Source organism: Curvibacter gracilis ATCC BAA-807, assembly GCF_000518645.1.
In the GTDB taxonomy this organism is placed as follows: Bacteria; Pseudomonadota; Gammaproteobacteria; order Burkholderiales; family Burkholderiaceae_C; genus Curvibacter; species Curvibacter gracilis.
In genome coordinates this window covers 121353-133616 of the sequence record NZ_KI912467.1, presented here as the reverse complement: position 1 = coordinate 133616, position 12264 = coordinate 121353, and the positions used below count along the sequence as shown (strand labels likewise).

The 12264-nt window shown below is 68.1% G+C and carries 14 protein-coding genes; 6 read left to right on the top strand and 8 right to left on the bottom strand.

What is annotated here, in order from left to right; translation table 11 throughout:
- The first annotated feature begins 48 nt into the window (after positions 1-48).
- Together L880_RS0129285 and L880_RS0129280 are read left to right on the top strand one after the other, a co-directional pair.
- Positions 49-921, top strand: a complete 873-nt coding sequence (locus L880_RS0129285) for a DUF2189 domain-containing protein (RefSeq protein ID WP_084461738.1) — start codon at positions 49-51, stop codon at positions 919-921.
- A gap of 53 nt (positions 922-974) precedes the next feature.
- Positions 975-1163: a hypothetical protein gene (locus L880_RS0129280; protein ID WP_027478620.1), complete on the top strand. Its 189-nt coding sequence runs from the start codon at positions 975-977 to the stop codon at positions 1161-1163.
- A gap of 10 nt (positions 1164-1173) precedes the next feature.
- On the opposite strand, the gene L880_RS0129275 is transcribed toward L880_RS0129280, so the two are convergent.
- Entirely contained in the window at positions 1174-1788 is a 615-nt protein-coding gene (locus L880_RS0129275; RefSeq protein ID WP_157463108.1) for an arylesterase, read from the bottom strand.
- Positions 1789-1884: 96 nt separating this feature from the next.
- Between L880_RS0129275 and L880_RS0129270 the strand changes: the two genes are divergently transcribed.
- From L880_RS0129270 to L880_RS0129260, 3 genes are read left to right on the top strand one after another with little or no spacing between them, the layout of a single operon-like run.
- On the top strand, positions 1885-2577 hold the full coding sequence (locus tag L880_RS0129270) for an ABC transporter ATP-binding protein (RefSeq protein WP_027478618.1): 693 nt from the start codon (positions 1885-1887) through the stop codon (positions 2575-2577).
- A gap of 29 nt (positions 2578-2606) precedes the next feature.
- Positions 2607-3341, top strand: coding sequence for a 23S rRNA (guanosine(2251)-2'-O)-methyltransferase RlmB (rlmB, locus tag L880_RS0129265; RefSeq protein ID WP_027478617.1), 735 nt, complete (start codon positions 2607-2609; stop codon positions 3339-3341).
- The gene (locus tag L880_RS0129260) at positions 3341-4132 is read left to right on the top strand and encodes an SIR2 family NAD-dependent protein deacylase (RefSeq protein WP_043331003.1); all 792 of its coding nucleotides are present in this window, start codon (positions 3341-3343) and stop codon (positions 4130-4132) included. The genes rlmB and L880_RS0129260 overlap by 1 nt, the downstream gene beginning before the upstream one ends.
- Before the next feature lie 46 nt (positions 4133-4178).
- On the opposite strand, the gene L880_RS0129255 is transcribed toward L880_RS0129260, so the two are convergent.
- The 4 genes from L880_RS0129255 to L880_RS0129240 all read right to left on the bottom strand — a co-directional run bounded on the left by L880_RS0129255 (position 4179) and on the right by L880_RS0129240 (position 7924).
- Positions 4179-4973 (bottom strand): substrate-binding domain-containing protein, encoded by a 795-nt coding sequence (locus L880_RS0129255; protein WP_027478615.1) that lies wholly within the window; start codon positions 4971-4973, stop codon positions 4179-4181.
- Between the two features lie 16 nt (positions 4974-4989).
- Positions 4990-5988, bottom strand: a complete 999-nt coding sequence (locus tag L880_RS0129250) for a Bug family tripartite tricarboxylate transporter substrate binding protein (protein WP_051443670.1) — start codon at positions 5986-5988, stop codon at positions 4990-4992.
- Between the two features lie 395 nt (positions 5989-6383).
- Entirely contained in the window at positions 6384-7403 is a 1020-nt protein-coding gene (locus L880_RS0129245) for a Bug family tripartite tricarboxylate transporter substrate binding protein (RefSeq protein WP_027478613.1), read from the bottom strand.
- A gap of 53 nt (positions 7404-7456) precedes the next feature.
- Positions 7457-7924, bottom strand: a complete 468-nt coding sequence (locus L880_RS0129240; RefSeq protein WP_027478612.1) for a DUF3237 domain-containing protein — start codon at positions 7922-7924, stop codon at positions 7457-7459.
- An 85-nt stretch (positions 7925-8009) separates the two neighbouring features.
- Here L880_RS0129240 and L880_RS0129235 point away from each other — a divergent pair, with 85 nt between their 5' ends.
- Positions 8010-8798, top strand: coding sequence for a helix-turn-helix transcriptional regulator (locus tag L880_RS0129235; protein WP_027478611.1), 789 nt, complete (start codon positions 8010-8012; stop codon positions 8796-8798).
- 16 nt (positions 8799-8814) lie between these two features.
- Here L880_RS0129235 and L880_RS0129230 read toward each other — a convergent pair whose 3' ends face one another.
- The 3 genes from L880_RS0129230 to L880_RS0129220 form a co-directional block, all read right to left on the bottom strand.
- Complete coding sequence (locus L880_RS0129230) at positions 8815-9411, bottom strand: chromate transporter (protein ID WP_027478610.1); 597 nt, start codon at positions 9409-9411, stop codon at positions 8815-8817.
- Positions 9408-10004, bottom strand: a complete 597-nt coding sequence (locus L880_RS0129225; RefSeq protein ID WP_027478609.1) for a chromate transporter — start codon at positions 10002-10004, stop codon at positions 9408-9410. Before L880_RS0129225 ends, L880_RS0129230 begins: the two co-directional genes overlap by 4 nt.
- A gap of 64 nt (positions 10005-10068) precedes the next feature.
- Positions 10069-12210 (bottom strand): 3-hydroxyacyl-CoA dehydrogenase NAD-binding domain-containing protein, encoded by a 2142-nt coding sequence (locus L880_RS0129220; protein WP_027478608.1) that lies wholly within the window; start codon positions 12208-12210, stop codon positions 10069-10071.
- Positions 12211-12264 lie beyond the last annotated feature (54 nt).

Below are 12264 nucleotides of genomic sequence, written 5' to 3'. Positions count from 1 at the left end.
CTGCGGCATGCCCCGGGTTCTCCGGGCCATTGAAAGGAAGCTCCCGCCATGGCCGCACCCCTGCCGCACCCTGATTTCCATGGGCCCGCCGCCACCCCGGCGCCCCTGGACGCCCCGGTCCACCACCCCGACAGCGCCGAAGCCGACAGCCTGACCCTGGCGCCCTTGCATTGGGCCGACCCCCTGCGCTGGTTGCAGCGCGGTGCCCAGGATGTGGCCGCCGCCCCGGGCATTGCCCTGTTTTACGGTCTGTGCTTCTGGGGCATGGCCCTGGTGCTGGGCTGGGTGTTTCGCAGCAGCCCCGAGTACACCATGTCGATCGCCTCGGGCTGCCTGCTGGTGGGGCCGTTCATGGCCATGGGCCTGTACGACGTGAGTCGTCGCCGCGAAGCCGGCCTGCGGCCCGAGCTCGGCCTGTCCATCACCTGCTGGGACCGGCATCTGGGCAGCATGGCCATGCTGGTGCTGGTCATGATCGTGCTGGAACTGCTGTGGGGGCGCGCCTCCCTGGTGGTGTTTGCGGTGTTCTTCAACACCGGCATGCCTTCCACCACCGGCGTCATCGACGCCATCTTCAACCCGGACAACTGGGAGTTTGTCGCCGTCTACACGGTGGTCGGTGGCGTCTTTGCCAGCCTGGTCTATTCGATGGCGGTGGTGTCCATCCCCATGATCCTGGACCGCGACACCGACGCCATCACGGCGGCCATCACCAGCTTGCGGGTGGTCTTCACCCACACCGGCATCATGCTGTTCTGGGGCGCGCTGATCACCGCTTTGGTGGTGGCCGCGCTGTGGCCCTGGGGGGCTGGCATCGTCTTGGTGGGCCCCTGGCTGGGCCATGCCAGCTGGCATGCCTACCGTGGCGCCGTGCACTGGCCGCCTGCACCCGGTGGCAGCACGGCGCCCTCTGCGGGCTGAGCGCCATCCGGCGGGTGTTACAGTGGACTTCAACTCGATAAGGAGAACCCGACTTGGCAACACCGAATTACGGCTACGAAAAGCGTCAAAAAGAACTGGCGAAAAAGCGCAAAAAAGAAGAAAAACTCAAGGCCAAGGCGGATCGCAAGGCCCTGGGGCTGCCGCCAGAGGCCGACGAGCCTGAAGACGCTGACGAAGCCAGTGCCGAGGCACCTCCTGCCGGAGACGCTCCTCAGGCCTGATCGCCAAGGCTTATTTCAACAGCCGACGCAGTTCGGGCCACACATTGGCCAGCATCCGTGGATGCGCCTCCTCCCGGGGGTGGATGCGATCGGCCTGGAACAGGCGCTCTGCATCGGGCCCGTCGGCGATGCCCTTCAACAAAAACGGCACCAGCGCGGTCTTCTCGGCCGCGGCCACACGGGCAAAGGTGCGCGAAAAATCTTCGGTGTAGGTGGCCCCATAGTTCGGTGGCACCTGCATCCCCACCAGCAACACCCGGGCGCCAGCCTTCTGGCAGGCGCGCACCATCTGCGTCAGGTTGTCCTCGGTCATCTTGATCGGCAGGCCGCGCAAGGCGTCATTGCCCCCCAACTCGATCACCACCACCTGCGGCTTGTGTTGGGCCAGCAAGGCCCCCAGCCGGGCCCGGCCGCCCGAGGTGGTGTCGCCGCTGATGCTGGCGTTGACCACCTGGAAGCCGGGCTTTTCCGCCAGCGCCTTGTCGGCCAGCAGCGCCACCCAGCCGCTGCCGCGGCGCAAGCCGTACTCGGCACTCAGCGAATCGCCCACCACCAGCACCGTGGGTGTTGAGGGGGCTGGGGCGGCCTGGGCCTTCATCAGGGCGCCACATGACCCCGCCACCATCAGACTGACGCCGCTCAGGATAAAGTGACGCCGAGCGTTCACTCCAACTGGCTTGGCCAGTTGCCTCTTCATTGCATTCAACACGCCCAACCTTTCATGTCTGAAGCCCTCTCGCCTGCGATCGTCTCGGTCGAACACGTTTTCAAGTCGGTCACCGATTCCACGGGCACGCTGGACATTCTGCGTGACATCGATTTCCGACTGGCGCCCCGGGAGACTGCCGCCATTGTGGGGGCCTCCGGCTCGGGCAAGAGCACCTTGCTGTCGATCATGGCCGGGCTGGACACCCCCAGCCAGGGCACGGTGCGGCTGGACGGCCACGACCTGTTCGCGCTCGATGAGGACGCCAGGGCGGCCTTGCGGGCCCGGCGCGTGGGCTTTGTGTTCCAGAGCTTCCAGCTCATGGGCAACCTCACCGCGCTTGAAAACGTGATGCTGCCCCTGGAACTGGCCGGCCGCCGTGACGCCCGTTCGGCCGCCGCCGAGATGCTGCGCCACGTCGGCCTGGGCCAGCGCCTGGGCCACTACCCCCGCGTCATGTCGGGCGGTGAGCAGCAGCGCGTGGCGTTGGCGCGTGCCTTTGTGGTCGAACCTGCGGTGCTGCTGGCCGACGAGCCCACTGGCAGCCTGGACTTCGCCACCGGCGACACCGTCATGAAGCTGATGTTCGAGCTCAACCGCGAGTTCGGCACCACCCTGGTCCTGGTCACCCATGATCAGGCGATTGCCGCGCGCTGCGAGCGCCGCATCACCATCGAAGCCGGTCGGATTCAGCCCGCTGGCGTCTGAGCGGCGCAGTGCAGGGATAATCGGGCCCCATGTCATCCCCCAAAGTGCTGTTCGGCTTTCACGCCGTGGGCGTGCGGCTCAAGACCGCGCCCCAGACCATCATCGAAATCTACTTCGAGCCCACGCGCCGTGATGCGCGCATGCGCCAGTTCCTGGAGCGCGTGCGCGAAGCCGGCGTGCGCCTGATCGAGGCCGACGGCCTGCGCCTGGCCAAGCTGGCCGGCAGCCATGGCCACCAGGGCGTGGCCGCCCGGGTCGAGGCCGTGGCCCAGGTCAAGTCGCTGGACGATCTGCTCGACCAGATCAAGGAGCCGCCCTTGCTGCTGGTGCTCGATGGCATCACCGATCCGCACAACCTGGGGGCCTGCCTGCGGGTGGCCGACGGGGCTGGCGCGCACGCCGTGATCGCCCCCAAGGACCACGCGGCCGGCATCAACGCCACCGTGGCCAAGGTGGCCAGCGGGGCTGCCGAAACCGTGCCGTACTTCATGGTCACCAACCTGGCGCGCACCCTGGGCGAGCTCAAGGAACGCAACATCTGGTGCATCGGCACCTGTGGCGATGCGCCCAAGACCCTCTACCAGGTGGACCTCAAAGGCCCGACCGCCCTGGTCCTCGGTGCCGAGGGTGACGGCATGCGCCAACTCACGCGCAAGACCTGCGACGAACTGGTCAACATCCCCATGCATGGCGCGGTGGAAAGCCTCAACGTGTCGGTGGCCAGCGGCGTGTGCCTGTACGAGGCGCTGCGCCAACGCCTGTGATGGCCACAGACCCGGTCGATGCCCTGGCCGCTTCGCTGGCCCAGGTGCGCGGCTGGCTGGCCGAGGCCCAGCGGGTGGCCGTGCTCACCGGGGCCGGGGTCAGTGCCGAGTCGGGCGTGCCCACCTTTCGCGATGCCCAGCAGGGCCTGTGGGCACAATTCGACCCCCAGCAACTGGCGACCGAAGTCGGCTTTCGCGCCGATCCGGCCCTGGTCTGGGGCTGGTATGGCTCTCGCCGTGAGGCCATTGCCCGCGTCCAGCCCAATGCCGGGCACAGCGCCTTGGCCGCCTTTGCCCAGGCCCACCCGGGTCGTCTCACCCTGATCACGCAAAACGTCGATGGGCTGCACCAGCGCGCGGGCAGCCCCGATGTGCTGGCCTTGCATGGCCATATTTTTGAAGACCACTGGCTGGGCGGCCCTGGCGCGGCCTGTGAGCTGCCCCACCCCGTGGGGGTGCCTTGTGATGTGACGGCCCTGGTGCCTGGCCATCCGCCCCGTTGCCGGGCCTGTGGCCGTCTGGTTCGGCCGGGTGTGGTCTGGTTTGGCGAGTCGCTGCCTGAGGCGCCGCTGCGCGCGGCCGAGCAAGCGGCTTCGGCATGCGATGTGATGCTGGTGGTGGGCACCGCCGGTGCGGTGTACCCGGCGGCCGGTCTGGTGTTCACGGCCCGAGAGGCCGGCGCCCGGGTGGTGGTGCTCAACCCCCAACCCACCGAGCTTGATGCACTGGCCGATGTGCTGCTGCGCTGCCCCTCGGCCCAGGGCCTGCCCGCCTTGCTGGACGGGCTCTGAGCCTGAGGTCGGCGCGCCTGTGCTGCTTTCCGTGCGTCCCGTGTGTTCAGCGTGCGGGTATCGGCTCCAGACCGGTCTTCTGGATCACCGGCGCCGCCTCGGCTGAGGAGAGGTAGCGCAACAAGGCCTTGGCGGCTTCGGGCTCGCGCGCCTCGGTGGTGATGCCTGCGGCGAAGATGGTCACCTCCTGCACCTCTTCGGGCAGGGTGCCGACAAAGTCCAGGCCCTCGATGGGCAACAGTTCGCTGACCTGCTGAAAGCCCAACTCGGCGTCACCGCGGGCCACCACGCTGCCCACGCGCTCACTCACGATGCGGCGGGCCTTGTCCTTGATCTGATCGGCCACACCCAATTGTTTGAACAGCACGGTCGACAGGTAGGTGCCGCTGGCGCTGGCCGAATAGGCGATGGAGCGGGCCTGCAGCAAGGTGTTCTTCAAGGCCTCCACGCTGCTGATGTCGGGCTTGGGCGTGCCCTTGCGCACCGACAGCCCGATCAGTGAGCGGCCCAGGTCCACCCGGCTGCCCGGGCGCACCTGGCCCGCAGCCACCAGGGCCTCCAGCGCCGGCACCGACAGGATCACCACGTCGGCGGGTTCATGGCGGGCCAGCCGACTGGGGATGGAGTCGGGCGCGCCGCCCAGCGAGGCGCCGTAGCCCGACACCACCTGGTTGCCCGAGGCCTTCTCGTAGCCCGGCACCAACTGCTTGTAGGCGGCGGTGAAGCCGCCCGAGCTCAGCACATGCAGCTCGGCCGCCAGCGCCTGGCCGCACAGGGCGGCCCCCAGGGTCAGGGCGCCGATCCATTGGCCGGCTTGTCTCCAGAATTTCTTGGGGTTCATGGTGCTGGGTCCCGGATCAGTCTTCGCGCATGTTCGAGGCCTTGGCGATCGGTGCCAGGCGGGCCTTTTCAGCGTTGATGAACTTCACGAAGTCAGCCCGCGTGCCACCCACGGGGTCAATGCCTTGGGGGATCAGGCGGGCGCGCAGCTCGGGCGACTTGATGGCGGCATCAATGGCGCGGTTCATGCGGTCCAGGATGTCGTCTGGCGTGCCCTTGGGGGCAAAAACACCTGACCAGTGCCCAATGAAGATGTTCGGAAAGCCTTGCTCTTCGGCGGTGGCGATGTCGGGCATGGCCGCGATGCGGCGGTTCCAGGTCGAGGCCACGGCACGCAGCTTGCCCCCCTTGATCTGCGGCAGCACCACCACGCTGGCTTCGGAGGTGGCGTCCACCTGCTTGCCCACCACGGCCACCACGCCCTCCGAGCCGCTCTTGTAGGGCACCACCTGCAGCTTGGCGCCGTTCTTCTTGAGCATTTCGGCCACAAAGTGCGGCGTGCTGCCGGTGCCGGCGGTGGAGAAGTTCAGGCCCGGGCCCGTCTTGGAGGCTGCCAGAAGGCCCTTGAGGTCTTTGATCGGCGAGTCGGCCGGCACCACGATCACCGAGGGGCTGACGGCCATCATGGCCACGGGCACCAGATCGTCTTCCTTGTAGGGCATCTTGGACTTGATCATGGCGTTGGTCACCACACCGGCTGCCGGGGCCAGGAAGGTGTAACCATCCGGGGCCGACTTGGCCACGATGTCGGCGCCCAGCACCGAGCCCGCGCCGGGCTTGTTGTCGATGATGATGGCCTGGCCCAGTTGGCGCGCGGTGGCTTCTGCCACGGCACGTGCCACCAGGTCGTTGGCGCCCCCGGGGCCGAAGGGCACCACAAAGCGGATCGGCTTGCTGGGCCAGGTGTCGGCCTGGGCACCCAGGCTGCCCAAGGCCAGGGCGGTGGCGCCCAGCCAGCCGGCGATGCGGCGGCGCGAGATCGGGTGAGGCGTGGCAACGGAATCGGTCAACAACATAAGTCTCCTTGTAGGCCCCCTGGCCACCATGGCACGGGGCGGGCCGGTTTGGCATGGCCGGCGATTGTCGGGGCTGGTGCAAGATTCGTAAATTGCAATACTTGCAGGCATTGGTGCATGAAACGAATCAATGGCGAGACCCGGCCCGATCACTGTACATCCGGCCTTGTGCGTGCGCCTCATAGCAGCGGATGCTTGATGGCGGAAAATTAGGGGCTGTCTGCCACTCCACTGAAGCAGGCCCAGTCGATTGTCGAGGTCGATTTGCGTGAGGTCCACCCTGCGTGGAACCATCACCTCGCAATCCATTCGCAAACCCGAGAACTATCCGTTGGTGTCGCGGGCCTGATAGCGGTGTCCGGCTGAGGCGGGCCCCGTTCTGGGGCCCTGAGCCCTCAATCCGCCTTGAACCCTGTGGCCGCCACGGCCTTGCCCCAGGTCACGGTGTCGGCCGCGATGATGCGGCCGAACTCTTCGCGCGAGGTGCCGGTGACGGCAAAGCCCGCATCTTCCATCTTCTGCCGACCTTCGGGCGAGCGCACGGCTTTCACGATGTCGGCGTTCAGCTTGGCCAGGATCTCGGGCGGGGTGCGGGCCGGGGCCACCACGCCGAACCACGAGTTGAACTCCAGGCCCGCATAGCCCTGTTCTTTCAGGGTGGGCACATCGGGCAGGCTGGCGCTGCGGGTGGCGCCGCTGCTGCCCAGGGCCAGCAGCTTGCCGGCCTTCACGTTGGGCACGGCCAGGCCCACGCTGGCAAACACGGCCTGCACGTCGCCGCTGAACAGGCCCCCCAGGGCATCGCCCGTGCTCTTGTAGTGCACGGCCTCGGGCTTGATGCCGATGGCGTCGCCAAACATGTAGGCCCCGAAGTGACCGGGCGTGCCTGCGCCGAAGGTGGCCATGAACAGGCCTTTCTGGCTGCGCGTCCAGTCGACGAATTCCTTGGTGCTGCGGGCCGGCACCTTCAGCGGGTTGACCAGCAGCACGAAGTTCGAGGTGACGACCTGGCTGACGGCGGCAAAGTCCTTGGCGGGGTCGTAGGGCAGGCGGTTGTAGCTGCTGGGCGCGATGCTCAACTGGCCGGTTTCGCCCAGCATCAGGGTGTAGCCATCGGCCGGGGCGCGGGCGGCCTCGCTGGCGGCGATCAGGCCCCCGGCGCCGGGCTTGTTGTCCACCACCACGGCGGTGTTGCCCCAGGCCTCCGACATTTTCTGGGCCAGCAGCCGGGCCACGATGTCGGGCCCGGTGCCGGCCGGAAAGCCCACGATCAGGCGCACCGGGCGGTTGGGGTAGTTGGCCGCCGGGCTTTGTGCCCAGGCCATGGGGGCGGCCAGGGTGGCGCCGGCGAGGGCGGTGGCCAGCCAGCGGCAGGTGTCGCGGCGGTTGTGGCGGCGGGTGTTCTTGTTGTGCATGGTGTCTCCTTCAGGGCTGAACGGTGTCGTGGGTCGAAAAGCGGGTGATGGGGTCAAAGCAGCTCGTGAAAGCGCATCAGCACGGCGCTGGGCTCGCGCACCCCGCTGCCGATGAACAGGCGCTCGGTGATCCAGCGCAGCGAAGGGGCGCTGGTCTCGAAGCGGGGCGCACAGCGGAAATACACCTGGGCCGGGTCCACCGCCTCGCCGCGCACCAGTCGGGCCATGGTGTCGGGATCGGCGCGGCGCAGGGCGTGGTTGTGCACGTAGATCAGCTCGCCGGCCTCGGTTTCCAGCACATAGCGGGCGTCGAGCTCGGCCAGGGTGTCGCTGAGCAGCAGCTGGAAATCGGCGCCGCCCGGCAGCACCCGGGCCTTCCAGCCCACGCCTTGCACCTGGCCGCCCAGGATGGGCACCACGCGCCGGTGCCCGTGCGGGCCGGGGCCCACGTCCTGGGGCGTGCCGACCTGCACCTGCAGGTCGGCAAAGGGGCGAAAACTGGGGGCAACAAACAGGGACATGGGCACTCCGCAAGGCTGGTATCAAGACCTGACCTAGCGTAAATCCGGTAGCGCCGACCGCCTGTCATCCCAGAAGATGACAGGCATGAGGAAATGGACCCCTGGCCAAAGCAGCCCACCCGCCCTGGCCGGCGGCGTGATGGCGCAGGCCATCGGCCGCCTGGGCGAACAGGGCTTTGCGACCGAGCTGTTGCCCGCGTTGACCCCCTTGTTGCCGGCGGCCTCGTGGTCGGTCTACCGCACCGGGCTGGCGTGCCAGCCGGCCTTGTTCCTGTCGGCCAGCCATGGCGTGCCCGACACCACCCAGGCCTGCTGGCATGCCTACCTGGCAGGCCCCTATGTGCGCGACCGCAGCCTGCACACCGAGGCCGAAGGGGAAAGCGAGGGCGCATCAGCGCCCTTGCAGCTGTGCCACATCACGGCGCGCGAGGTGCCGCAAGACCACCGGGCCTGCGTGTACGAGGCCCATGGCGTGGCCGAGCGGGTGTCCATCGTCGAGGCTGAGGGGCCTGAGAGCCTTTTTGCCGTGAACTTCTACCGCCACCAGCACCAGCGGCCCTTCAGTGATGCCCAGTTGGGCGACTTCGAAGCCTGGTCACCGGCCTTGCTGGCCCTGGTACGCAAGCACCTGCAGGTGAGCCCGCCGGCACCGCCCCCAGTGCAGCCGGCCTGGCGCGAGCGCCTGCAGGCCTTGCACCCAGGGCTGACCGAGCGCGAGCTGGATGTGTGCGAGCGGCTGCTGCGCGGCTACACGCAAGACGGCGTGGCCGCCGACCTGGGCTTGAGCCTGCCCACCGTCAAGACCTACCGCAACCGGGCCTTTGCCCGCCTGGGCATCCACTTTCGCAACGAGCTGTTTGCCCGCGTGATGTGAACGCCGGGCTGGGGCTTCAAACCCAGCCCAGGGCCCCCAGCAGTGCGCCGGCCGCCAGCAGCCACAGCAGGTGGATGCGGGTGCGCCAGACCAGCAAGGCCGCCACCGCGCTCAGGGCCCACAGGGCGCCATCGTGGCGCGGGTCGCCGCTGGCGCTGCCCAGGGTCCAGGCGGTGGCCAGCAGCAGGCCGATCACCAGGGGGGCCATGCCCTGCTTGAAGGCTCGGATGGCGCGGTGCTGCTGGTACCGGGCCGCCCAACGGGTGGCCAGCCAGGTCAGCACGGTGCTGGGCACCAGCATGCCCAGCATGGTGGTGGCCATGCCCAGCAGGCCCAGCGTGGCAGCATGGGCACTGAGGCCGGTGTTGCCGGCGGCGTTCAGCCCCACGTTCCAGCCCATCAGGCCCACAAACAGCACGTTGGGACCGGGGGCTGCCTGGGCGATCGCGATCGAGGCGTTGAACTGGGCCTCGGTCAGCCAATGTTGCTCCAGCACCAGGTAGCGGTGCATGTCGGGCACCAGGCTGATGGCGCCGCCCACGGCCAGCAGGGACAGCGAGGCGTAATGCAGCAGCAGCTGCAGCCATTGAAGGGCTTCGAAGTGCAGGCTCATGGGGCGATCTTCCGCCAGGTCAGGGCACAGGCCAGCAGGCCCAGGCCGGGTACCACCCAGCCCAGGGGCAGGTGCAGCCAGCCCACCAGGGCAAAGCAGGCGGCGGCCAGCAGGGCGCACAGGGGCCGACCCAGCGGGTGCTTCTTGAGGGGGCCGGCCAGCTTGAAGGCGGCGGCCGCGATCAGCCCGGCCGCCACGGCGGCCATGCCGCGCAGGGCACCTGCTACCTGGGGGTGCTGAGCGTAGTGCCCGTACAGCGTGGCCAGGGCCAGCACGATCAGGGTGGGGAAGGCCAGCATGCCCGACAGCGCCGCCACGGCGCCACGCCAGCCGAAGTAGCGCTCACCCAGCATCACCGACAGGTTGACCACATTGGGGCCAGGCATGATCTGCGCAACGGCCCATTCCTCGACGAACTCTTCGTTCGTCATCCATTGCTTTTTCTCGACCAGCTCGCGCTGCACCACCGCCAGCACGCCCCCGAAGCCCTGCAGGGCCAGGATGCTGAACGAGAAAAACAGGTCGCTGGGGGAGCGGGGGCGGGGCCGGGCCCCGGCCGCTGCATCTTCGAGGGAGGTCGTTGGCGTGGGCATTCCCGGATTATCGCCAGCTTGAGCCAGGGCAAGACTGGTCAAACCCGATGTCTGCCCTGCCGATTCAATACACCGGGTGGTGCTTTTCGATGGCTGCACGGGTGGCTGTGTCGATGGCGAAGCCCGCGCCGTGGTGCCGGGCCAGCTCATCGGCGCGCTGCAGGAAGGCGGCCACACCCATGCCATAGATGAATTGCATGGCGCCCCCGGTCCAGCCCGGAAAGCCGATGCCGAAGATCGAGCCAATGTTGGCGTCATGCACGCTGGTGAGCACGCCTTCGGCCAGGCAGCGTGCCGTCTCGATGGCCTGGCGGTACAGCAGGCGGTCTTTCACGTCCTGCAAATCCCAGGCGTGGCCGGGCTTTTCGAACAGGGGGCGCAGCTCGGGCCACAGCTGCTTTTTCTGGCCGGCCGGGTAGTCATAGAAGCCGCCACCGCCGGCGCGGCCCGGGCGGTTCAGCTCTTTGACCATGCGCTCGACCAGCAGCTCACCGGCGCCCGCGTGGTAGCTTTGCCCGGCCGCGGCCAGGTCGGCACGGGTCTGGTCGAGCACGTGCACGCTGAGTGTGAGGGCGGTTTCATCGAGCACCGCCAGCGGGCCCACCGGCATGCCCGCCTGCATGGCCGCGTTCTCGATCACCGGGGCCGGAATGCCTTCGCCCAGCATGGCCGCACCCTCCATCACGTAGGTGCCGAAGGTGCGGCTGGTGTAGAAGCCGCGCGAATCGTTGACCACGATGGGCAGCTTGCCCAGCGCCTGCACGTAGTCGAAGGCGCGGGCCACGGTGTCGTCGCTGGTCTGGTGGCCGCGGATGATCTCGACCAGCTTCATCTTGTCGACCGGGCTGAAGAAGTGGATGCCCACAAAGCGCTCGGCGTGGGCGCTGGCCTGGGCCAGGCCGCTGATGGGCAGGGTGGAGGTGTTGCTGGCAAAAAAGCCGCCGGGTGCCAATTGGGGCTCGGCCTCGCGGGTGACGCGGGCCTTGAGCTCGCGGTTCTCGAACACCGCCTCGATGATCAGGTCGCAGCCGTGCAGGTCGCTCGCCTGGTCGGTGGTGTGGATGCGCGCCAGCAGGGCCTGCTGGTCGGCCGGGCTCATGCGGCCCTTGTCTACCCGCGGCTGGGTGATGCGCTGGCTGTAGGCCTTGCCGGCCTCGGCCTGTTCGACGCTGATGTCTTTCAGCACCGTGGCGATGCCGCGGCTGGCCTGCGCGTAGGCAATGCCTGCGCCCATCATGCCGGCACCCAGGATGCCCACCTTCTGCGGCTTGTAGCGCGCTGCCGTGCCCGGGCGCGACTGGCCGCTCTTGATCGCGTTCATGTTGTGGAAGAACGTGTTGATCATGTTCTTGGCCACGGGGCTGGTGATCAGGCGGGCCAGGTAACGGCTTTCGATGCGCAGCGCGGTGTCGAAGTCGACCTGGGCGCCTTCGACCATGGCCGCCAGCGCGGCCTCGGGCGCCGGGTACAGGCCGCGGGTGGTCTTCTTGAGCATGGCGGGTGCCACGGTCAGTGCGCTGGCGATCTTGGGGTTGGCCGGGGTGCCGCCGGGCATCTTGTAGTTCTTGTCGTCCCAGGGCTGGCGCGATTCGGGGTGGGCCGCGATCCAGGCCAGGGCGGCGGGGCGCAGGTGCTCGGCGCTGCCCACCAGCTCATGCACCAGGCCCAGCTCCAGGGCCTCACGCGGGTTGAACAAACGGGCTTCAAGGATGTAGGGCTGGGCGCCCATCAGGCCCAGCAGGCGCGTCATCTTGGTGATGCCGCTGGCGCCAGGGATCAGGCCCAGCGTGACCTCGGGCAGGCCGAACTGGATCTTGGGGTTGTCCACGGCCACGCGGTGGTGGCCGATCAGGGCCACTTCCCAGCCGCCACCCAGGGCGGTGCCATTGAGGCAGCTGACCACCGGGATGCCCAGGGTCTCGAGGGTGCGGAAGTTCTTCTTGGTCTGTTCGATGTCGGTGAACACGCGGCTGGCATCTTCGGGCTGCAGGCGCATGGTGGCCTTCAGGTCGGCGCCGGCAAAGAAGGTGGTCTTGGCCGAGGCCAGCACAATGCCCTTGAGCTGGGCCCGGTCGGCCAGCACGCGCTGGGTGACCGTGCTCAGGTCTTGCTGCCAGGCCTGGCACATGGTGTTGACGGCCGAGCCGGTCTCGTCAAAGGTGAGGGTGGCGATGCCGTCGGCAAGCTCGTAGCGGATGGTTTTCAAGGCCGTGTCTCCGTCGGGGTGTTCTGGGGGTGAATGCAGAGGAAGGGGCTGTGC